Here is a 20787-nt window from a genome sequence, read left to right as displayed (position 1 = left end):
TCCCCTGCCGGGTCGGGGTTCGGCAGTCCGTGTGCGATCATCGTCGGGTGTGGCGGCGTCTTGGCGTGCTCGACTGGATCAGGGTCGGGCTGCTGGTCCTCGGTCTGATCTTCGTGGCGACCGGGCTGCTGCCCTGGGCCGACGCGGTCACCAGCCTGAGCGGGATCGGCCCGCTGCTGATCTTCCTGGTGGCGATCATCGTGCTGGCCGAGCTCACCAAGAAGGCGCAGGTCTTCGACGTCATCGCGGCCAGGATGGCGGTGCTCGGGCGCGGCAACTACGCCGCTCTGTTCTTTCTTTGTGTCGCTTTTGGGTCATTTGTCACGATATTTCTGAACTTGGACACGACGGCGGTCCTGCTCACCCCCGTCATGCTCGCCCTGGCGCCCCGGGCCCGCATCGCCGCCCTCCCCCTGGCCATGACCACGATCTGGCTGGCCAACACCGCCAGCCTGCTGCTGCCGGTCTCCAACCTCACGAACCTGCTCGGCATGCGGAAGATCGGCCTGGACGCCACCGAGTTCGCCGCCCGCATGTGGGCGCCGCAGGCCGTCGCGATCGCGGTGACGATGGCGTTCCTGTGGGCGTTCTACTGGCGGCGCGGCGAGCGGCGCGACCTGCGATACACCCCGCCGGTGCTGGAGCCGGTGGCCGACCGCGTGCTGTTCGGGGCCGCGTCGGCGGCGTGCCTGCTGTTCATCGCCCTGCTGCTGGTGGAGGCGCACGTCGCGATCGCCGCCACGGCGGCGGCCGCGATCGTGGTGGCCGCGTTCGTGCTGCGCGCCCGCGAGCGCCTGACGTGGAGCCTGATCCCCTGGCAGCTCGTCATCTTCGTGACCGGCCTGTTCCTGGTCGTGCCCACGCTCAGCATCCACGGCCTGTCCGCGCTGATGACCTGGATGATCGGTACGGAGGGCGACCCCTACCGCACCGCCGCCGTGGGCGCCGGGCTGTCCAACCTGATCAACAACCTGCCCGCCTACCAGGCCGTCGAGACCGTCATCCCGGCCGCCGACCAGGACCGCCTGCTGGCCCTGCTGGCCGGCACCAACGTCGGCCCCGTCGTCACCCCGTGGGCGTCGCTGGCCACGCTGCTGTGGTTCGAGTCGTGCCGCCGCCACGACGTCCGGGTCCCGATGCGCCGCTTCCTGCTCACCGGGGCCGGCCTGGCCGTCGTGGGGCTGCCGGCGACCGTCTGGGCGCTGGTCGCCTTCGGCTGAGACGACGGTCAGGCGGCGGCCAGGGCGTAGGCGCCGGCGACCGCGTCCAGGGCCCAGCGCATCCGGCGCACGTACGCCTCGGGGTGGTCGCCGGCCTCCTGCGCCACGAACGCCGCGCACCAGGACGGGTCGCCGCCGCACGCGCACAGCCGCTCGTCCACGGCCTCGCGGATCCGGACCGGGGACAGCTCGTCGGACGGCTGGAGGGTGGTGACGAAGAGCACCTGGGCCAGGTCGGTGGTGGTGAACATGTCGGGTTCCTCTCCGCGGGTGGTGCCGTTCCCCGGCACCCTCTGAGTAGACGTCGAACGGCGGCGGAACTCATCGACGAACGACACACATCATCTGCGGACTTTTCCTCACTGGAGGAGCGAGAGCAGCCCGGGCAGGGCCCGCGGGTGGGCGGCCACGAAGCTGCGCTCTCCACCGGGAGCGTCCACGCACTCGTCGTAGCGGCCACCGTCCAGCGCCCGGATCTCGATGCCCGCCTCCTGCGCCAGCAGCGCCCCCGCCGGCAGGTCCACCATCCCCGCCCGGTAGCCCACGATGCCGTCGATGTCGCCGCGCGCCAGCATCGCCCAGGCCAGCAGGGGTGCCCAGAGCTGCAGCACCCGGCGGGCGTTGAGGTCGAGCGCCGTCTTCAGCCGCCGCACGGTGGGGTCGTCCCTGGCGATGCCGTACCCCTGGGTCCAGGCCAGCAGCGGCCCGTGCGGGCTCGGCGCGTACGGGGGCGCCAGGCGCACGCCCGAGGAGGCGACCGCCCCCTTCCCGCGCAGGGCCGACCACGTCTGGCGGGAGACCGGGTCGTGCACCACGCCCAGCAGCGGCAGCCCGTCCCTGCACAGCGCCACGCCCACCACGTACGTCGGCAGCCCGATGGCCACGTTGTTGGTGCCGTCGAGCGGGTCGACCAGCCACGTCCACTCGCCGCCCGCCGCCCCGACCAGCCCCGACTCCTCGGCGATCACCGTGTGCGACGGGTACGCCGTCAGGATCCGCTCCAGCAGCAGCTTCTCCGAGGCCAGGTCCAGATCGGTGACCACGTCGCCGGCCTCGCCCTTGGCCCGGGTGCCGAGCGCGCCCCGCGTGCCCTCCAGGAGCAGCGCGCCCGCGGCCTCGGCGGCTTCGACGGCGACCGTACGAGCGTGATCCAGGTCCATCGGGGCCCTCTCAGGTCAGGTGCGCGGTGATCGTGCGGATGGCCAGGGCCCTCTCCTCGGCGTCCAGCGGCTGCCTGGACACGTGGTGGGGGCCGCCGGCCAGCGGGCCGAGCGACAGGTCGTGGCTGCCGGGCCGGCCGCGGCCGAGCGCGATCGTGGCCGCCTCGCCGCCCTCGGGCACCACGCTGCTGTGGAAGCGGTCGGCGGCCAGCGCGTAGGTGTCGCCGGGGCCGAAGACCTCCACCAGGCCCGTGGTGTGCCGCACGGTGCGGGAGGTGGGCGAGATGCGGTCGCCGTCGGCGCCGCTGACCACCTCGTACACGCGGTGCGTGGCCTCCTCACCGGCGTCGTCGACCACGGCGTGCACGTTGCGCACCTGGCCGTAGAGCACGTGGCTGACCAGGTCCCAGCTGTGGCAGTGGATCTGCGAGGTGGTGCTCTCGGCGTGCGCGAGCGAGTCGGTCCACAGATGCAGGCATACCCCTTCGCCGCCCTCACGCTCCAGCGGCAGGCAGACGAAACCGAGCGGGTGGCGTACGGCCGTCAGGCCCGGCCGCGACAGCTCCGCCAGCGCCCACGACCTGGCCTTCCCCGCCAGCAGGACCTCGTGCACGCTGCTCAGGCTCATGAGTACGGGTCCACGGCGCGCAGGGCCTTGCGGGCGATGTCGACGACGTCGCGGCCGTTGTAGGACTTGGGCAGGGGCACCCCGATCCGCTCGAACAGCTCCTGCACCTCCTCGATGGTCGGTTCGTCGCCGAGCGGCACCTTCTTGTACATCTCCAGCGGCACCCGCCGCGCCTGCTCCAGGCTCAGCCGCAGCTCGGTGTCGCAGTTCTCGTAGTAGAACGTCTCGGCCAGCGCGGTCATCGCCATGTTCGGGTCCTCGACCGTCATGATCAGCCGGGTCGAGGACAGGTCCCAGCGGATCGTGGTCATCGTCGAGGACAGGCCCACCTCGATGTCGAGCAGCCCGTAGCGCTGGCGGTGCCAGAAGGCGGCCAGGATGGTCGCGTACGACTCCTTCCTGGCCCGGTCGGTCGTCCACGTCTCGCCGGTGCCGTCGGGGGCGTCCGACAGCGAGCGGCGGTAGTGGGCGTAGGTCTCGCACACCTCCACGCTGGCCGGGTCGATGATCTCGACGCTGACCCTCAGGTGCCGTTTGTCCCTGCGCGCGGCGGCGACGCACTCGGGCAGGGTGACCGCCCGCAGGTAGGTGCCCGTGCCGCCCTTGAAGCTCCACCGGGTGGTGTCCCTGCGGGCCTCGGCGAGGGAGTGGGCGATCTCCTGCCTGCTGCCCAGCACCCTGACGAGTTGCAGGGAGTCGAGTGCCTTGCGGGTGCTGTGGACCAGGGTCTCGATCTCCTCCAGGCGCGCCAGGCGCACGGGCAGCTCGGCCAGCGCGCCCGAGGTGATCGTCTTCTCGACCGGGGCCTGGCGGGCGCGGTCGCGCAGCAGCGCGGTGGCCACCAGTGCCAGGATCACCAGGGTCGCGGCGGTCACGAGCTGGCGCTGGATCTCGTCGCCCTGCGGCCCGAAGATCTTGTCGGGCATGATGCCGAGCACGCCGACCACGATCGCCAGGCTCAGCGCGATGGCGCCGTCCGCGTTACGCGCCGCCCATGGGACGGTTCTCCTCAACGCCGCCATGAACCGTGCCATCGCTCGCCCCGCCGTCCGACGATCAATCAGTTCCCGAGGTCATGGTAACGACGGCGTCATGAGACTGTCAGCACACGATCTGCTAGCGGAAGATGCCCCGCAATATTGCTTCGCGTCCTGATCACCGGCGACTCTAGGATCGGATGGCATGATCATGGATCCCGCCGTCATGGGGTACTACGCGCGTGGGGGCGAGCTGACGCGCCTGCGGCAGGGCCGGGGCCGCCTGGAGTACTGGCGCACCCGCGACGTGCTGCGCCGCGTTCTGCCGCCGGCGCCCGCGCGGGTGCTCGACGTGGGCGGCGGCACCGGCGTGCACGCCGAGTGGCTGGCCGCCGAGGGTTACGACGTCGAGCTCGTCGATCCGGTGCCGCTGCACGTCGAGGAGGCCGCGAAGCTGCCAGGGGTGATCGCCCGCCAGGGTGACGCCCGAGCGCTGCCGGTGCCCGACGGGCAGGCCGACGCGGTGCTGCTGCTCGGCCCGCTCTACCACCTGCCCGAGCGCGCCGACCGGCTGCGGGCACTGTCGGAGGCCCGCCGCGCCGCCCGCCCCGGCGGGCTGGTGGCCGCCGCCGTGATCTCCCGGTACGCGGCCCTGCACGACAGCGTCTACCACGGTTACCTCCTGCGGGAGGGGCGGCAGGCGGCCGAGTACGAGGCCCTGGAGACGGGCCTGCTCATCTCGCCCAAGGAGGGCGGCTTCCGCGGGTACGGCCACGACATCGACGAGATCCTCACGGAGTTCACCGAGGCGGGGCTGCCCGAGCCGCGCCGTTACGGCCTGGAGGGCGCCTTCTGGCTGTACGGGGACGTCGACGACTGGCTGGACGACGACGACCGGCGCGAGCTGCTGCTCGATGCCGCCCGCCGCCTGGAGTGCGAGCCGTCGCTGCTGGGCGTCAGCGGCCACCTGCTGGCCGTTTCGTCCGCTTGAGGTCGACCACCTCGTCACCGCGCCCGGGGTAGACCATGACCAGCAGATGCTGAGGGGTCCACGTCTCCCAGCCCGGCTCGCGGTAGTGGACCCGCACGCGGTAGTGGCCCTTGCCGGTGACCGCCAGGTTGGGCAGTTGCGGCGAGTCGAACGGGTCCCGCAGCGTGAAGTCCCCGGTGGGGCTGAGGTAGCCGATCTCGATCACCTTGTCCCAGCCCTCGACCTCCACGGGCGGGCGGCGCCGGTAGGTCTCGGTGGTGACGCACTGCTCGAAGTCGGCCGCGAGATGGATCCGCAGGACTCCCGTCGCGCTGCCTGCCAGGTCCTGGTGCATGACCGGGTCGTCCTCGCTGTCCTCGTGGTCCTCGTACGCCTCCAGCCCGATCTCGCTGAACTCGAGGATCCGCGCGACCCGGACCGGCTTGACCAGCGGCCGGTGGCGGAAGCGGTCGCACTCGGCCCGGCTGGCGGCCTCCTTGCGGGCGAACTCGGCCTCCTCCGCGTCGAGCTCGCGCTTCCAGTCGGCCGCGGCCCGGGGGCAGATGGGGGCGAGCAGGTACGCGAGGACGGTCGTCGCCGGGTAGCGGGCGCACTGCTCGCGGCCATGGGCGAGCAGCCGGTGATCGGGGAGGGTGGGGTAGGCCCCGTTCCGGCGGGCCTGGCACAGGAAGGCGTTCTCGCCCGTCGAAGCGGTCTCGGTGTAGGGGTAGGAAGGCTCGCACACCAGGGGCCTGATGGGACCCGACGCCAGGTCGGCCGCAGGGACGAACCCCAGCAGGCCCAGCACCGGCACGACGGCCACTCCCCGCCGGAAGCGGCGCCCCAGGAGCAGCCTCCGCAACCGGTGACGGGGCAGGCGCACGGCCGCCAGCGCGCACAGCGCGGCGAGCACGGGGGCGAGGCAGGGGCCGAGGAAGAACCACAGCCCGGCGAGCCCGCCCCATGCCCCGACGCAGTCACGGTCGATGGCCACGTCCACGGCGAAGGCCAGCGGGCCCGCGCCGTACACGATCAGCACGACGGCGGCGGCGATCCGCGCGAGCACCCGGCCGAGCCCGGGCCGCGCCCGGCGCGTGACCAGCCAGTGGGCGGCGAAGCCGAGCACCAGCAGGGGCGCGCCTGCATGGCCGAGGAGCGGCACCGCGAAGGCGACGGACCACAGACGACTCAGATGGAACAGGTAGAACTCGTTGCCGGGACAGAACCCGCCGTAACCGAAGAACGCGAACCCGCTCTCCGGCGCCGCCGCGACGTAGGCCCCGCCCGCCACGCTCAGCGCCAGCGCGGCGGCCCACCATAACCGGGATCTCCATGACACGGCCGGAACACTAGCGGGCCGGGCCGACAGGTGATGGCGGGCGCCGAGCCGCCCGCCATCCGCCGGATCAGAACCAGCCGCGGTGCCGGGCCATCTGCTCCAGGCCGCGCTGCAGGGCCGCGTCCGCCTCCTGCGGCGACTGGTCGTAGCGGACCGTGAAGCGGTTGTACGCGTCGTGGCTGGAGGTCAGGAAGCCGCCCCGCTTGTCGGCCTCCAGGATGACGTCCATCTGCCGCGGCCCGGCGATGAACGTCAGCTCCAGCTCGTTGAAGTAGCGCCGCCACTGGCCGCCCGCGTAGTACTCGATCTCCTGGAAGAACGGCATGGTCGAGCCGTACAGCGTGCCCCGCTCCAGGTCGGCCTTCTTGAACTGGAAGCCCAGCCGGTCGAGCGCCCCGATCACGTGCTCCTGGGCCGGCAGCGGGCTGACGAACAACGGGTCGAGATCGCCCTTGTCGAGCGCCCCCGCCAGCGCCAGCTCCGTCTGGACGCCCAGCTTCATGCCGTGCAGCGGATGCCCGGCGATCGCGCTGATCGGCGTCTCCCACGGGATCGGGATCTCGAACGACTGCTGGTGCTGCGCGCCCGCCGCGAGCTGGAAGGTCCCGGCCACCTGCTGGCGCAGGAAGCTGTAGGACGTCTTGTACTCGTTGTCGCCCTGCTCGACCTCGACCACGGCGGTCAGGTCGATGTAGATGCCCTCGACCTTGTAGTCGGAGTTGCCGCCACGGAAGTGGACGACGCCGCGCAGCGGCTCGCCGGGGCGCACTCCCGTGTTGGTCAACACCGTGTCAACCTCGACGCCCGCGCCGAACGCGGCCATCAACTTGCGGAACACCATGGGGTTCTCCTAAGCGGAAGGTGTGTGGCCGTTCATGTGGCCTGTTCCCGTACCCGAGATGCGGGGGAGCAACTGGGCCAGGAGAAGGGTGGAGAGCGCGGAGTCCGCCTGTCCCTGCTGGGTGCGTACGACCAGCGGCTGGGGTGCGTTCTCCGCCAGTTTGGCGCCCACGTCGAGGCGCCTGCGGGCCAGCTCGTACTGCAGCACGGCCCGGTTGTCCCGGTACGAATCGGCCAGCCGGCGCAGCGCCTTGGCCTCGTTCTCGGCGGCGGTCAGCTCGGCCCTGCCGCGCGCCTCGATCTCCCACGTCACCCGCTGCGCCTCGGTCTCCTGCTCCTCCAGCATGCGCGCCACGTCCTTGCGCGCCGTGTTGTGGGCGGCCTTGACCTCGACCACGCGGGCGTCGCGGGTCTTCTTGGAGCGCTCGATCTCCATCAGGAGCGTGTCGATGCGGCGCTTGCGGGTCAGCTCCCACTCGCGCTCGTAGGCCGACAGCTCCTTGGCCACCTTCTCGCGGGTGGCCAGGTGCTGCTGGTACTGGTCGGGGAGCTGCACGTCGGGGATGTTGGCGCCGGTGATGCGCACGCCGTAGCGGCCGAGCTGGCGGTTGAGCGCGTCCTGCATGTCGCCGACGTCGGAGCCGCGCAGGTCGTAGGCCCGCTCGGTGTTGACCCTGCGGCTGCGCTGCCTGATCGCGTCCTGCACCGCGCTGGACAGCACCAGGTCGAAGTTGCCCGCGCCGATCGTGCGGACGAACGCGACGGGGTCCACGATCCTGAACTTCAGGAAGAACTCGATGGACTTCAGCGGCACGTTCTCGGCGGTGGGGCAGGCCACGATCGGTGCCGAGTACGGGATCTCGGTGGAGGTGTCGACGACCGCGTCCACCCGGTCCCACGGCAGCCAGAGGTAGTGGCGGCCCGGCGGCAGCGTGCCGGTGATGGCGCCCCAGCGGCTGCGCACGCCGGTGGTGCCCTCCTCGATCTCGATGATGGCCTTGCGCCACATCGTCAGCAGCGCCAGCAGCAGGAACAGCAGCGCGGCGAACGCCCCGGCGAGCTTGAAGCCGGTCAGCGCGGCCAGGCCGGCGAAGTAGATCGCCAGGAACACCAGCGTCATCCAGGCGAAGCCGCGCCGGTCCTTGGGGATGACGACGGGCACGAGCTGGCCCTGCTCGCCGCCGCGCAGGAGCTGGCGGATCTCTCCCCAGGAGGCCAGCGATTCCTTGATCTTCGAGAACTCGCGGCTCATCTCAGATCTCCTTCCCGGGCAGCGGGCGCTCGACGGTGCGTGCCAGGTCCGATGGGGGTTCCGGCGTCACGACCGGGATCGGGGGCGGCTCGGCCACGTCGGCGGCGGCCTTCGTGAGCAGCGAGGCGATCTCGTCCTCGCGGTCGCGCACGCGGGTGGCGATCTCGTCGAGCCTGCCGCGGATGGCGGCCATGTCCTCGGCGGAGAACAGCACCGCGTCCTTGCCGCCCACGAGCTGCTGGGCCAGGGCCAGGAAGTCGATGTCGGTCTGCTCGCCCACCTGCACCACCTGCGGCAGCCTGGTGGCCACGGACTCCAGCTTGGTCAGCAGGTCCTGCTGGAAGCGGTAGTCGAGGATCTCGGGCGCCTCGGCGGCGGACAGCGCCCTGATGTCCAGCGCCTGCGCCTCCAGGAGGGCGGCGTTGGCGTTGGCCGTGGACTCGGCCTCGACCAGGCGCTGCCTCGCCTGCGCGGTGGCCTGGTGGGTGGCGCGTTCGAGCGCGGTGTCCATGCGGGCCTGGTAGCCGGCGATCTCGGCCTGGATGGCGCTCAGCGTCTCCTGCAGCCCCGCCAGCTCCTTGATCAGGTCGCCCTCGTTCTGCTCCTTGCGGAGCTGGAGCTCGTACTCGTAGGTGTAGGCCTCCTTGGCCACGCGGACCATCTCGGGCGCGGCCAGGTCCATGCGGTATTCCTGGCTGGACGGCTCGGCGTGGGTGATGTTCACGTCGGTGAGCCGCACGGCGGGCAGGAACTGCTGGTTGAGGCTCTCCAGCATGCCGAGCGTGCTCTCGCCGACCAGGTCGTAGATCTCCTCGGCCCGCTGGGCGTAGATCAGCGAGCGGGTGACCTCGCTGATGGCGTTCTGGAGCTTGGACTGGAAGCCGCTGACCGAGCCGAGCACGAAGATGAACTCCGCCGGGTTCTCGATCCTGAACTGCAGGAACAGGTCCACGCTGGCCTTGACGCCCTGCTGGGTGGGGGCCTCGCTGATCGGCGCGTTGAACGGGTACTCGCGGGTGGTGTTGACGATGTAGCTGACCCGCTTCCACGGGTTGAACAGCGTCACCCGGCCCGGGTCCGCGATGTGCACCAGCTTGCCGAACTGGGTGATGAGCGCCTTGCAGCCCTCGGGCACCATCACCACGCTGCGCCGCCACCACAGGAACACGGCGGCCAGCACCAGCACGACCCAGTAGTGGGGGCCGAAGACCACGTCGGCGTTCGGCACGATGTTGCCGAGCGCGCCGATGAGGCCGAGCGCCACCAGGATGCCCAGCGGCACGATCACCTTGGCGGTGCTGCCCTTGGGGATCACCACGGGTGAGATGACGTGCATGCCGTTCTCGGCGAAGCTGCGGTTGACGATCTCGCCGGCCTCGTTGAGCGACGCCGACCTCGCCTCGATGAGGGTGCCGACGGAGGCGCCGCCGTCGCGGGCGGCGGCGAAGTCGTGCGGGTTCAGCCTGAAGCCCGGGGCCTGGCCGGCCAGCTGCCCCGCTTGGTCGACGACCTGGCCGACGGCCTGCCCCATGGCCTGCCTCACGTCACCCCCTTGGGCCACCGCGCGGGCTACGCCCTGCCCTGCCTGGATCAGTGCCTCTCTGGGTCGTGACATCGAACCTTCCTTTTCCGCTACAGGCGATTCCGACCGTATCGGGTGTGACTTACTGTTCGCTTGCAATGCGGTGTCATATGTGTATTGCAGTCTGTAGTAGGTGTGCTATAGATGTAGTAGACCTACTACGTGGAGGATTGATGGGCGCGGTGAAAGAGCTCGCAGGCGGCCTCGACCTCGGGAGGAGCGCCGCCGCCATCGAGGTCGCGGGGCTGCGGATGGCGTACGGCGAGAAGGAGGTCCTGCGGGACGTCACCTTCACCGTCAGCCCGGGCGAGGTGATCGCCTTGCTCGGGCCCAACGGCGCCGGCAAGACCACCACGATCGAGATCCTGGAGGGCTTCAGGAAACCTTCCGCGGGCCACGTCCGGGTGCTGGGGGTCGAGCCCGCCCGCGGCGACGAGCGCTGGCGCGCCAGGCTGGGCGTCGTGCTCCAGTCGTGGCGCGACCACGGCCGCTGGCGGGTGCACCAGCTCCTGCACCACCTCAGCCGCTACTACGAGCCGTACGCGCGACCGGACCGGCCGCCGTTCGACACCGCCGAGCTGATCGGGGCGGTCGGGCTCACCCAGCAGGCCGGGCAGCGGATCAGGCAGCTGTCGGGCGGCCAGCGGCGCAGGCTCGACGTCGCCATCGGCATCGTCGGCCGGCCCGAGGTGCTCTTCCTCGACGAGCCGACCGCCGGGTTCGACCCGCAGGCCAGGCGCGACTTCCACGACCTCGTGCACCGCCTGTCGGACCTGGACGACACCACGATCCTGCTCACCACGCACGACCTCGACGAGGCGGAGAAGCTCGCCGACCGCATCCTCATCCTGTCCGGCGGCCGGATCGTCGCCGACGGCAGCCCCGACAGGCTGGCCCGCGAGTTCTCCCGCGACGCCCAGGTGCGCTGGAGCCGCGACGGCGAGCACTTCGTGCACGCCACCCAGGACGCCACGGGCTTCGTCCGCGAGCTGTTCGAGCAGTACGGCGGCCAGATCGGCGACCTGGAGGTGCGCCGGGCCACGCTGGAGGACACCTACATGGCGATCGTCAGGAAGGAGGAAGGGTGAACCCCACGCTGCACGCCGCCCGGCTCGGGGTGTCCCGCGGGTGGATCGAGTTCAAGCAGCAGCTCACCAGCGCGCAGGACATGGGCTTCACCGTGGTGAGCACCGCGGCCCTGGTCGTCACGATGTACTTCCAGCGCGACGCGACGGTGCCCGGCACGGACATCTCGCTCGCGGCTGCCACGCTGCCCGGCGTGGTCGGCCTGTTGATCCCCTTCAACGCGCTCATGGGCGCGGTGGGCGCGCTGTCGGTCGAGCGGGAGGACGGCACGCTGCTCAGGGCCAAGGCCGTGCCCCAGGGCATGGTCGGCTACCTCGTCGGCCGGATCGTGATGCTGTCCATCACCACCGTCGGCGCCGTGGTGGTGATGCTCGCCGCCGGGCTGTTCTTCGTGCCGGGGCTGCTCGGGATCGGCCTGGGCAACTGGCTCACCCTCGCCTGGATCGGGCTGCTGGGGCTGCTGTCGTCGCTGCCGATCGGAGCGGTCATCGGCTCCCTGGCCAAGAGCCCGCAGAGCGCGGCCGGGCTGTCCATGCTCACCGTCGGCGCGCTCACCGCGATCTCGGGCATCTTCTATCCCATCGCGGCGCTGGCCGGCTGGCTCCAGGCCCTGGCCCACGCCTTCCCGCTCTACTGGCTCGGCCTGGGGATGCGCTCGGCGCTGCTGCCCGACGCGGCCGCCGCCGCGGAGATCGGCGGCTCGTGGCGGCCCGTGGAGACCACGCTCGTGCTGCTCGCCTGGGCCGTGGCGGGGCTGCTGCTGGCGCCGCCGATCCTGCGCAGGATGGCCAGGCGCGAGTCCGGCTCGGCGATGGAAGAGCGCCGTCACCGGGCGATGCAGCGCGTGACCTGAGAAACTACGGCCTGATGAGTGAGACCGTCTACAACCGCATCGCGCTGCTGCGCGCAGAGCGGAACGTGACCCGCAGGCAGCTCTCCGACGCGCTGGGGGTGCACTACCAGACCATCGGCTATCTCGAACGGGGCGAATACAGCCCCAGCCTTTACCTGGCCCTGCGCATCGCCGAGTACTTCGAGGTGCCCGTCGAGGTGGTCTTCTCCACCACGCCCTTCCCCCGGATAGGCGAGCGTACGGCCTGACCCTTTCTGTCAGTGGGGCCGCCTACAGTGGCAGCATGCGACCGGTCACTGATTTGCAGCGGAAGGTGGCGCCCTTCGAGGTCGTCACCGAGATGACTCCATCGGGCGACCAGCCGACGGCCATCGCCGAGCTGGAGCGCCGCGTCAAGGCCGGGGAGAAGGACAACGTCCTGCTGGGCGCCACGGGCACGGGCAAGACGGCCACGATCGCCTGGCTGATCGAGCGCCTGCAGCGGCCGGCCCTGGTCATGCAGCCCAACAAGACGCTCGCCGCGCAGTTCGCCAACGAGCTGCGCGAGATGCTGCCCAACAACGCGGTCGAGTACTTCGTCTCCTACTACGACTACTACCAGCCCGAGGCGTACGTCCCGCAGAGCGACACCTACATCGAGAAGGACTCCTCGATCAACGACGAGGTCGAGCGGCTGCGCCACTCGGCCACCAACTCGCTGCTCACCCGCCGTGACACGATCGTGGTCGCCTCGGTGTCGTGCATCTACGGCCTGGGCACGCCACAGGAGTACGTCGACCGCATGGCCCGGCTGCGCGTCGGCATGGAGACCGACCGCGACCAGCTCCTGCGCCGCCTCGTCGACATGCAGTACACCCGCAACGACCTGGCCTTCACCAGGGGCACCTTCCGGGTGCGCGGCGACACGATCGAGATCATCCCGAAGTACGAGGAGCTCGCCGTCCGCATCGAGATGTTCGGCGACGAGATCGAGAAGCTCTCGACCATGCACCCGCTCACCGGCGAGGTCATCACCGAGGACGAGGAGCTCTACATCTTCCCCGCCTCCCACTACGTCGCAGGCGAGCAGCGCATGGCCGCCGCCGTGGCCGGCATCGAGGCGGAGCTGACCGAGCGGCTGGCGGAGCTGGAGCGGCAGGGCAAGCTGCTGGAGGCGCAGCGGCTGCGCATGCGCACGACGTACGACATCGAGATGATGCGCCAGGTCGGCACCTGCTCCGGCATCGAGAACTACTCGCGCCACATGGACGGCCGCGAGGCCGGCAGCGCGCCCAACACGCTGCTCGACTACTTCCCCGAAGACTTCCTGCTGGTCCTCGACGAGTCCCACCAGACCGTGCCGCAGATCGGCGCCATGTACGAGGGCGACGCCTCGCGCAAGCGCACGCTGGTCGAGCACGGCTTCCGGCTGCCGTCGGCGCTCGACAACCGGCCGCTGAAGTGGGAGGAGTTCCTGGAGCGGATCGGCCAGACGGTCTACCTGTCGGCCACGCCGGGGCCGTACGAGCTGGGGCGGGTCAAGGGCGACGTGGTCGAGCAGGTCATCCGCCCGACCGGCCTGGTCGACCCCGAGATCGTGGTCAAGCCCACCAAGGGCCAGATCGACGACCTGGTCCACGAGATCCGCGAGCGGGCCGAGCGCGACGAGCGCGTCCTGGTCACCACGCTGACCAAGAAGATGTCCGAAGACCTCACCGACTACCTCCTGGAGCTCGGCATCCGGGTCCGCTACCTGCACAGCGAGGTCGACACGCTGCGCCGCATCGAGCTGCTGCGCGAGCTGCGCACCGGCGAGTTCGACGTGCTCGTCGGCATCAACCTGCTGCGTGAAGGTCTCGACCTGCCCGAGGTGTCGCTGGTGTCCATCCTCGACGCCGACAAGGAGGGCTTCCTGCGCTCGGAGACGTCGCTGATCCAGACCATCGGCCGCGCCGCCCGTAACGTCTCGGGCCAGGTGCACATGTACGCCGACAAGGTCACCCCGTCGATGGAGCGGGCCATCGACGAGACCAACCGGCGCCGGGCCAAGCAGATCGCCTACAACGAGGCCAACGGCATCGACCCGCAGCCGCTGCGCAAGAAGATCGCCGACATCCTCGACTCGCTGTCGCGCGAGGACGCCGACACCCAGCAGCTCATGGGCGGCGGCCGGCAGCAGTCGCGCGGCAAGGCCCCCGTGCCCGGGTTCGCCGCCCGGCAGGCCGGCCAGCACGCCAAGACCATCGCCGGTGAGATGCCGCGCGCCCAGATGGAGTCGCTGATCGAGTCGCTGACCGAGCAGATGCACCAGTCGGCGGCCGACCTCCAGTTCGAGGTGGCGGCCCGGCTGCGCGACGAGATCAAGGAGCTCAAGCGCGAGCTGCGCGACATGCGCGAGGCCGGGGTTCAATAGGTCGTATGCCTTCTGACCTGGGCGAATGCTTCACCTGTTGGTGGGCAGCGTCCATGGTATGAACAAGACGATCATTGGGGCCCTGGTCGGCGCGTCGGTGCTGGCGGGGGGCTGCGGCACCGTGCTGCGCGAGGCGGAGCGGCTGGCCGTCCAGTCCTCGCCGACCATCGGCACCCCCACGGCCACCACCGCGCCTCAGGGGAGCCCCACGGGCTCCCCCGGGGCGGGCGACCTCAAGCAGGCCGCTCAGGCGGCGCTGGACGCGGTGCCGGGCTCCACCCTCATCTCGATCGAGACCGAGGAGAACGGCCGTCTGTGGGAGGTGCAGGTCGTCGGCGAGGACGGCACCGAGCACCAGCTGGACGTGGAGTCCGGCAAGGTCGTCAGCGGCCCCACCACCGAGCAGGAGGACAACGCCGACAAGGCCAAGCACCGCGCGCGGGTGTCGGCGGCCAAGCTCGACTACGCGCAGGCGGCCGACAAGATCGCGGCGGCGGTGCCGGAAGGGCGGGTCACGGAGCTGAACCTGGACACGGAGCAGGGCAAGACCGTGTGGGAGGCGGACGTGATCGCGCCGGACGGGACGAAGCACGAGGTGGCGGTGGACGCCGCCACGGGCGCGGTCACCAGGACCAACAGCGCCACCACCTGACCCGCGCCGCGCCGCGGCGCTGCGGGCCGGGTGGTGGTCAGGGGAGCAGGGTCGCGAGCGTGCGGGCGAAGGCCTCGGGGTTGTCGAGCATGATGTTGTGCCCCGACTCCGGAACCTCCAGCACCCGCACGCCCGCCTCGCGCAGCTCCGCGGCCCCGGCCGGCTCGCCGCCCTCCGGGTGCAGGAAGGCGCGGGGGATCGCCAGCTCCACCAGCAGCTCCCGAACGGTGGGCGCAGGCATCTCGGCCAGGCTGACCGCCGTACGGTGCAGGCCGCGCAGGTCGGCCAGGCGCATCGTGGACCACCAGTGCGGCCCCACCCGATCGCGCACCTCCTTCCACCCTCCCGCCACGAACTCCTCCTCGCCGAAGGCCGCGATGCCGCTGCCGCCCGGCGGGACCGGCGTGGGGGGATGGGGGTCGAGGTTGGCGTCCACCAGGACCAGGCGGGCGACCAGCTCGGGATGGCGCGCGGCCAGGATCGTGGCCACCGCCCCGCCCATGCTGTGCGCGACCACCGAGGCCCCCGCCACCCCGGCCTTGCGCAACCCCTCCGCCAGGGCGTCGGCGTGGGCCTCCAGCGTGTACGAGAAATCCCGCGGCCGGTCGCTGACACCGAACCCGAGCAGGTCGATCAGGAGCGACCGGTGCCGGGGCAGGAGGGGGTGCGCCGCCACCTCCGCGTAGTAGGGGGCCGAGGTGGCGCCGAGACCGTGGACGTAGACACGCGCCGGCTCCTCGCCGGGCAACTCCACCCAGCGCATGCGAGCGCCGCTGGGATGAACGATGGCATCGTGCATGACGGATCTCCTCATGTATCGGGGCCAATATATATCGGCGCCGAGGTATGCTGACAGCCATGTTGGAGCTGGCGATACTCGGGTTCCTCAGGGATCGGCCGTTACACGGTTACGACCTGCGCCGCAGGGTGGCGGCGCTGATGGGGCACGTGCGCCCGGTGGCCGACGGCACGCTCTACCCGGCCATCAAGCGGATGGCCGCAGCCGGCTGGCTGGTCAGGAAGGACGAGCCGGGCGTGGCCGCCGCGCCACGGCGCATGCTGTACCTGACGCCCGAGGGCCGCACGGAGCTGGAGCGCCGGCTGCGGGATCCGGGTGAGCTCGACATCAGCGACGAGAACCGGTGGTTCACCCTGCTCGCCTTCCTCCGCCACCTGGACGAGCCCAAGGAGCAGGTGGCGGTGCTGCGCAGGCGGCTGGCGTTCCTGGAGGAGCCGACAAGCTTCTTCTACGACGGGGACCGGCCGATGGCGGCCGAGGAGTTCGCCGACCCCTTCCGCCAGGGCCTGCTGACCATCGCCCACGCCACCAGCCAGGCGGAGCTCGCCTGGCTGCACGCCACCGTCGAAACCCTCGAGAGCACGCAAGCTCCGCCTGACGCCTGACGCCTGACGCCTGACGCCTGACGCCTGACGCCCGACGCCCGACGACGCGGCGCTTGACCCTGTCGGGCGCCGGTCCCGCCCGCTGTGAAGGGCCGCGTCAGAGTGGGCGAGGCGGCCTCGCGCCGGCTCGAAGGCAAGCCAGGGCAGGCGAGGCGGTCCCGTGTCAGGGGAGGAGCCCGGCCTCCTTGCGGAGCAGGGTGGCCAGGGCGTCCGGGTCGGCGGCGCCGACGCCTTTGGCGGCGAACCAGGTGGCGACGTTGCGCGCGTCGCGGTCGAGGAACGACGGGCCCACCGGATGCGCGATCACGTCCACGATCTGCGGCAGGTCGATGACCACCAGCCTGCCCTCGTGGGCCAGCAGGTTGTACGGCGACAGGTCCCCGTGGGCGAGCCCCTCGCGGGCCAGCGTGACCATGGCCGCCACGAGCTGCTCCCACAGCTCGCCGAGCCCCTCGGTCACCTGCGCCAGCCGCGGCGCCGCGTACCCGTCGCGGGTCCCGACGAACTCCTGCAGGATCTCCGTCCCGACGATCTGCACCGGGTACGGCACCGGCACCCCCAGCTCCCACAGCCGGCACAGCGCCGAGAACTCGGCCACCGCCCACTGCGCGGCGATGGCCTGCCTGCCGAAGGCCGTGCGGCCGGCCATGGCGCGGTTCATGCGGTCGTCGCGGGTCCTGCGGCCCTCCAGGTAGCCGGCGTCGCGGTGGAAGAGGCGATGCTCGGCGGAGCGGTACCGCTTGGCCGCCAGCAGGCAGACCCGGTCGGTGCCCGGCACGCCCCGGGAGATCAGGTGGACGTCGGCTTCCTTGCCCGTCTTGAGGATGCCGTGCTCGGTGTCGACGGCGGCCAGCTCGGTGACGAGCCAGTCAGGGTAGGGCCGCGGGCCCTTCTCCGTCGGCGTGCTCTGGTCCCAGGTGGACCAGCGGTCGCCTTCCGGCGGGCCGTCGTACGTCTCGGGGGCGGACTCCAGCCATTCAAGGTCGTCGGCGTCGAGGGCGTGCTTGCCACGGCGGCGGTGTTGCGAGTGCTTCGGCACGGTGGGATGACTCCAGGTCTGCGGCCCACCGGCCGGTCGCGATCAGGTCGGCTGACGCCCGGTGGGAAGGAATGAGGACGCGGAAAACGGCACGCGAACAGTCGTCGTCACAGTCTCATCCTCCCTTCGTGCAGCGGTGATCAGGCGGCGATCGATACGATCGTCGAGTATGGCGATGCGGCGGGAAGGGGCGCAACCCGTTTACCGCCCGCGTGCGCTCAGCGCAGGGCTCTGTCCAGGTCGAGATCGACGTCCACGTCGAAGCCGATGTTCGTCCGCAGCCGCTTGCGGTGGATGCCTGTGGGGACGTACGCCCTGACTGCGGGTTCGAGCTCGAACGTGTACACGACGGGCATGCCGTCTTCCTGTTCCACCCGCCAGAAATGCTTGATGCCCGCGTCGGAGTACTTGATCGGCTTCGTGGTGCGATCGCGCTCCCTGGATTCGTCCGAGACGACCTCGACGGCCAGGTGGACGTCCTCAGGCGTGAACGAGGTGACCCTCGTGGTGAAGGCGGAGCTCTTGACGATGAGGATGTCCGGCTCCGGTCGCTGGCGCAGGCCCAGCGTCACCGTCATCTCCCGGGCCACCATGAGCTCGTCGGGCGGACGGAGCGACCGCTCCAGCAGGCGGAGCATGAGCATGCGGAAGCCGGTCTGCGGCGCCGTCATGATGAGCGACCCGTCGAGCAGCTCGACGTGCCGAGGCGCGTCAGGGGGAAGGTGATCGAGCATGTCGGCGGTCCATCCACCGGGAGGCCCCGGGTAGAACCACTCGGGAAGGGCCGTGCTCATCGGAGCACCTCCTCAGCGAATCTCACGCGTCGCATCTATGATGCCACATACCGTAACCCTCAGGGCCGGTCCCTGCGCTCCTCCATCGAGCGCCGGTAGAGCTCGTCGATCTCGTCCAGCGGGTCGGGGGCGCGGCGGCGGGCCTCGATCTCCAGGTCGGTGCGGGAGGTGAGGTCCGCGATGCCGGTGGCGGTGTGCTGCACCTGGTCGCCGAGGAGGTCGGCGCGGATGCGGGCGCACATCGCCGTCAGCTTGGCCTGGTGCTCCCTGAGCCGGTCGAGGGTGGCGTGGTCCACGTACGGCGACACGCGGCGCTGCTGGGCGTACATGCCGAGCTGCCCGTCGTGCACGTCGGCCTGCGCCGTCAGGTCGGCCAGGAGCCGGGGCAGGTCGCCCAGGCCCCAGCCCAGGCTCTGCGCGTGCTCGACGGCCTGCCGGGTGAGGGAGACCTCGCGGCGCAGGTCGAGCCGGAGCCGCTCGACCTCGGCGGCGTCGCCCGTGCCCATCGCGTTGACGTGCGTGCTGAGGCGGACCGTGGCCTGCTTGGCCTTGACCGCCGCCTTCCTGCCCAGCTTGACCAGGAGGTAGATGCCGACGCCGCCGAGCAGCAGGAGGAACGCCAGGATCACCAGCACGATGACAAGGAACTCGCCGATCTTCGCCACCTCCTGTTGGTGTTGGTGTCTTGAAGGATAGTCGGACTCGGCGGTTCAGGCGCGCCCCGCGGGCGCCACGGTGAGCAAGCAAGCTCTTGATCAGACCTGACCGGTGTGTTTCAGTGCACATGTCTCCCCAACCATCCCTAGAGAGGGCATTAAGGGTGCTTGACGGCAAGGTTGTGATCATCACAGGCGGCGCCCGTGGCATGGGGGCGGCCACCGCCCGGCGCTGCGTCGCGGCAGGGGCGCGGGTCGTGGTCACCGACGTGCTGGTGGAGGAGGGCACGGCGACCGCCAAGGAGCTCGACGCCCGCTTCATCGCGCACGACGTGACCAGCCAGGACGCCTGGGCGGCCGTCGTCACCGAGACCCTGGAGGCGTACGGGCGGGTCGACGGCCTGGTGAACAACGCCGGCATCGCCACCATGCTGCCGATCGAGCAGCAGCCCCTGGAGGAGTTCCAGAACGTCCTGCAGGTGAACCTGGTCGGCACCTTCCTGGGGCTGAAGGCCGTGGTCGGGCCCATGCGCGAGCAGGGCGGCGGCGCCATCGTGAACCTGTCGTCGGTCGCGGGGCTGTTCGCGCTGCCCATGACCGGCGGGTACGGCGCCTCCAAGTGGGGGGTGCGCGGGCTGACGAAGATCGCGGCGCTGGAGTTCGGGCGGGACCGGATCCGGGTCAACTCCGTGCATCCCGGGATGATCGTCACCCCGATGACGCAGGGGCTGGGGGCCGTGTCGGGGGAGGGCACGTTCGGGCTGGCCGCCGCCGGGCGCTGGGGCGAGCCGGAGGAGGTGGCGGAGGCGATCGCGTTCCTGCTGTCCGACGCCGCCTCGTACGTCACCGGCGCCGAGCTGGCCATCGACGGCGGCTGGACCGCGGGGGAGGGCTCGCTGCTGCCCCCGTGGAAGGCGCCGAAGGCACCGGAGGCATAGCGTGCCGTACGCGGAGGTCGGGGAGGGTGTCCGGCTCTTCTACACCGACGACGGCGCGGGCGGCCCGGCGCCGCTGCTGCTGGTCCACGGCTGGGGGGCCGACTCGCACCAGTGGTCGTGGCACATCGACGCGCTCACCCCCGCGCACCGCGTGCTCGCCGTGGACCTGCGCGGCCACGGCTACTCCTCGGTCCCGGAGAGCGGCAACACGCCGCGCGCGATGGCCGAGGACCTGAACGTCCTGCTCGACCGCCTCGGCATCCCCCAGGTGGTCGCCGTCGGGCACTCGATGGGCGGGCAGGTGGTCTCCATCCTGGCCGTCGAGCACCCGGAGCGGGTGCGGGCGCTGGTCACCCTCGACCCGGGCTACGGCATGTCGGCCGAGCTCGCCCGCGGCTTCCCCAGGATGATCGCGGGCCTGCGGGGCGAGCGCCCCCACGAGGCGGCCGAGCGCATCGACGAGTGGTGCACGAACGCCGCCACCCCGCCCGTCATCAGGCGCTGGCACAAGCGCAGGCTGTACGGCATGCCGCCGCACGTGCTCGTCCAGGCGTTCGAGGCCATGTTCACCGGCCCGGACGCCATCGGGGTGCGCCCGGCCAGCGACGGCTACCTGGCCCGCAGGCGGTGCCCGGTGCTGTCGATCTGGGCCGACGCCGGGCGGGCGAGCTGGGAGGCCGGGCTGCTCAAGGACCCGGCGTCGGTGGTGCTGTCGTGGGAGGGCACGAGCCACCGGCTGCACGAGGAGCGGCCCGACGACTTCGTCAACGCGCTGGAGGGCTGGTTACGCCGCCTGTGAGGGCCGGTCACGCTGTCGTGAGGGGGCCCGGTCACGCCGCCTGTGACGGGCTGGGCACGGCGCCTGTGACGGGCTGGGCACGGCGCCGGTGAGAAGCGGTGAAGGGCCCGGCGGCACGAGAGGTGCCGCCGGGCGCCCACGCGTGTGAGCGTGCCAGGGTTGGGGGCCACGGATTGCCGCCCACACGTTTCCATCCCTTGTTCGCT

Annotated in this window: 22 protein-coding genes; 10 read left to right on the top strand and 12 right to left on the bottom strand. The window is 71.1% G+C overall.

The window, feature by feature from the left end:
• Positions 1-47: 47 nt before the first annotated feature.
• Positions 48-1220, top strand: coding sequence for an SLC13 family permease (locus tag ACBJ32_RS10955; protein WP_375126617.1), 1173 nt, complete (start codon positions 48-50; stop codon positions 1218-1220).
• Positions 1221-1228: 8 nt separating this feature from the next.
• On the opposite strand, the gene ACBJ32_RS10950 is transcribed toward ACBJ32_RS10955, so the two are convergent.
• The 4 genes from ACBJ32_RS10950 to ACBJ32_RS10935 all read right to left on the bottom strand — a co-directional run bounded on the left by ACBJ32_RS10950 (position 1229) and on the right by ACBJ32_RS10935 (position 4030).
• The gene (locus ACBJ32_RS10950) at positions 1229-1471 is read right to left on the bottom strand and encodes a hypothetical protein (RefSeq protein ID WP_357866151.1); all 243 of its coding nucleotides are present in this window, start codon (positions 1469-1471) and stop codon (positions 1229-1231) included.
• 108 nt (positions 1472-1579) lie between these two features.
• The gene (locus ACBJ32_RS10945; protein ID WP_375126616.1) at positions 1580-2380 is read right to left on the bottom strand and encodes an inositol monophosphatase family protein; all 801 of its coding nucleotides are present in this window, start codon (positions 2378-2380) and stop codon (positions 1580-1582) included.
• Between the two features lie 10 nt (positions 2381-2390).
• Positions 2391-3008 carry a hypothetical protein gene (locus ACBJ32_RS10940; protein ID WP_375126615.1) on the bottom strand — a complete coding sequence of 206 codons (618 nt, stop codon included), beginning with the start codon at positions 3006-3008 and terminating at the stop codon, positions 2391-2393.
• On the bottom strand, positions 3005-4030 hold the full coding sequence (locus ACBJ32_RS10935) for a hypothetical protein (RefSeq protein WP_375126951.1): 1026 nt from the start codon (positions 4028-4030) through the stop codon (positions 3005-3007). The genes ACBJ32_RS10940 and ACBJ32_RS10935 overlap by 4 nt, the downstream gene beginning before the upstream one ends.
• Before the next feature lie 160 nt (positions 4031-4190).
• On the opposite strand from ACBJ32_RS10935, the gene ACBJ32_RS10930 reads away from it, so the two are divergent.
• On the top strand, positions 4191-4976 hold the full coding sequence (locus ACBJ32_RS10930) for a class I SAM-dependent methyltransferase (RefSeq protein WP_375126614.1): 786 nt from the start codon (positions 4191-4193) through the stop codon (positions 4974-4976).
• Here the strand turns inward: ACBJ32_RS10930 and ACBJ32_RS10925 are convergent.
• The 4 genes from ACBJ32_RS10925 to ACBJ32_RS10910 form a co-directional block, all read right to left on the bottom strand.
• Positions 4942-6294, bottom strand: a complete 1353-nt coding sequence (locus ACBJ32_RS10925) for a hypothetical protein (protein WP_375126613.1) — start codon at positions 6292-6294, stop codon at positions 4942-4944. The two genes, ACBJ32_RS10930 and ACBJ32_RS10925, sit on opposite strands and share 35 nt — an antisense overlap.
• Before the next feature lie 67 nt (positions 6295-6361).
• Positions 6362-7135, bottom strand: coding sequence for a sporulation protein (locus tag ACBJ32_RS10920; RefSeq protein WP_357866158.1), 774 nt, complete (start codon positions 7133-7135; stop codon positions 6362-6364).
• Between the two features lie 9 nt (positions 7136-7144).
• Positions 7145-8386, bottom strand: a complete 1242-nt coding sequence (locus ACBJ32_RS10915; RefSeq protein ID WP_375126612.1) for an SPFH domain-containing protein — start codon at positions 8384-8386, stop codon at positions 7145-7147.
• Between the two features lies 1 nt (position 8387).
• Positions 8388-10001, bottom strand: a complete 1614-nt coding sequence (locus ACBJ32_RS10910) for an SPFH domain-containing protein (protein ID WP_375126611.1) — start codon at positions 9999-10001, stop codon at positions 8388-8390.
• 140 nt (positions 10002-10141) lie between these two features.
• Here ACBJ32_RS10910 and ACBJ32_RS10905 point away from each other — a divergent pair, with 140 nt between their 5' ends.
• From ACBJ32_RS10905 to ACBJ32_RS10885, 5 genes are read left to right on the top strand one after another with little or no spacing between them, the layout of a single operon-like run.
• Positions 10142-11056, top strand: coding sequence for an ABC transporter ATP-binding protein (locus ACBJ32_RS10905; RefSeq protein WP_375126610.1), 915 nt, complete (start codon positions 10142-10144; stop codon positions 11054-11056).
• Positions 11053-11907 (top strand): ABC transporter permease, encoded by an 855-nt coding sequence (locus ACBJ32_RS10900; RefSeq protein WP_375126609.1) that lies wholly within the window; start codon positions 11053-11055, stop codon positions 11905-11907. Before ACBJ32_RS10905 ends, ACBJ32_RS10900 begins: the two co-directional genes overlap by 4 nt.
• 14 nt (positions 11908-11921) lie before the next feature.
• The gene (locus tag ACBJ32_RS10895) at positions 11922-12155 is read left to right on the top strand and encodes a helix-turn-helix transcriptional regulator (RefSeq protein WP_185106606.1); all 234 of its coding nucleotides are present in this window, start codon (positions 11922-11924) and stop codon (positions 12153-12155) included.
• A gap of 35 nt (positions 12156-12190) precedes the next feature.
• Entirely contained in the window at positions 12191-14299 is a 2109-nt protein-coding gene (gene uvrB / locus ACBJ32_RS10890; protein WP_357866167.1) for an excinuclease ABC subunit UvrB, read from the top strand.
• 58 nt (positions 14300-14357) lie between these two features.
• On the top strand, positions 14358-14951 hold the full coding sequence (locus ACBJ32_RS10885; RefSeq protein ID WP_357866169.1) for a PepSY domain-containing protein: 594 nt from the start codon (positions 14358-14360) through the stop codon (positions 14949-14951).
• A 37-nt stretch (positions 14952-14988) separates the two neighbouring features.
• On the opposite strand, the gene ACBJ32_RS10880 is transcribed toward ACBJ32_RS10885, so the two are convergent.
• Positions 14989-15750, bottom strand: coding sequence for an alpha/beta fold hydrolase (locus tag ACBJ32_RS10880; protein ID WP_375126608.1), 762 nt, complete (start codon positions 15748-15750; stop codon positions 14989-14991).
• A 59-nt stretch (positions 15751-15809) separates the two neighbouring features.
• Between ACBJ32_RS10880 and ACBJ32_RS10875 the strand changes: the two genes are divergently transcribed.
• Positions 15810-16355, top strand: coding sequence for a PadR family transcriptional regulator (locus ACBJ32_RS10875; protein ID WP_375126607.1), 546 nt, complete (start codon positions 15810-15812; stop codon positions 16353-16355).
• A gap of 163 nt (positions 16356-16518) precedes the next feature.
• Here the strand turns inward: ACBJ32_RS10875 and ACBJ32_RS10870 are convergent, their stop codons facing one another.
• The 3 genes from ACBJ32_RS10870 to ACBJ32_RS10860 all read right to left on the bottom strand — a co-directional run bounded on the left by ACBJ32_RS10870 (position 16519) and on the right by ACBJ32_RS10860 (position 18853).
• On the bottom strand, positions 16519-17394 hold the full coding sequence (locus tag ACBJ32_RS10870) for a serine protein kinase RIO (protein ID WP_375126606.1): 876 nt from the start codon (positions 17392-17394) through the stop codon (positions 16519-16521).
• Between the two features lie 218 nt (positions 17395-17612).
• Entirely contained in the window at positions 17613-18188 is a 576-nt protein-coding gene (locus ACBJ32_RS10865; protein WP_375126605.1) for a Uma2 family endonuclease, read from the bottom strand.
• Between the two features lie 59 nt (positions 18189-18247).
• Complete coding sequence (locus ACBJ32_RS10860; RefSeq protein ID WP_357866175.1) at positions 18248-18853, bottom strand: hypothetical protein; 606 nt, start codon at positions 18851-18853, stop codon at positions 18248-18250.
• Positions 18854-18972: 119 nt separating this feature from the next.
• Here ACBJ32_RS10860 and ACBJ32_RS10855 point away from each other — a divergent pair, with 119 nt between their 5' ends.
• Together ACBJ32_RS10855 and ACBJ32_RS10850 are read left to right on the top strand one after the other, a co-directional pair.
• Positions 18973-19782 carry a glucose 1-dehydrogenase gene (locus tag ACBJ32_RS10855; protein ID WP_375126604.1) on the top strand — a complete coding sequence of 270 codons (810 nt, stop codon included), beginning with the start codon at positions 18973-18975 and terminating at the stop codon, positions 19780-19782.
• A 1-nt stretch (position 19783) separates the two neighbouring features.
• Positions 19784-20581, top strand: a complete 798-nt coding sequence (locus tag ACBJ32_RS10850; protein ID WP_357866178.1) for an alpha/beta hydrolase — start codon at positions 19784-19786, stop codon at positions 20579-20581.
• Positions 20582-20787: the final 206 nt, after the last annotated feature.

Origin of the sequence: Nonomuraea sp. GTA35, from assembly GCF_041950525.1 — a bacterium.
GTDB lineage: Bacteria > Actinomycetota > Actinomycetes > Streptosporangiales > Streptosporangiaceae > Nonomuraea.
The sequence above is the reverse complement of the archived record's forward strand: the minus strand, read 5'-3'. Positions and strand labels throughout refer to the sequence as shown.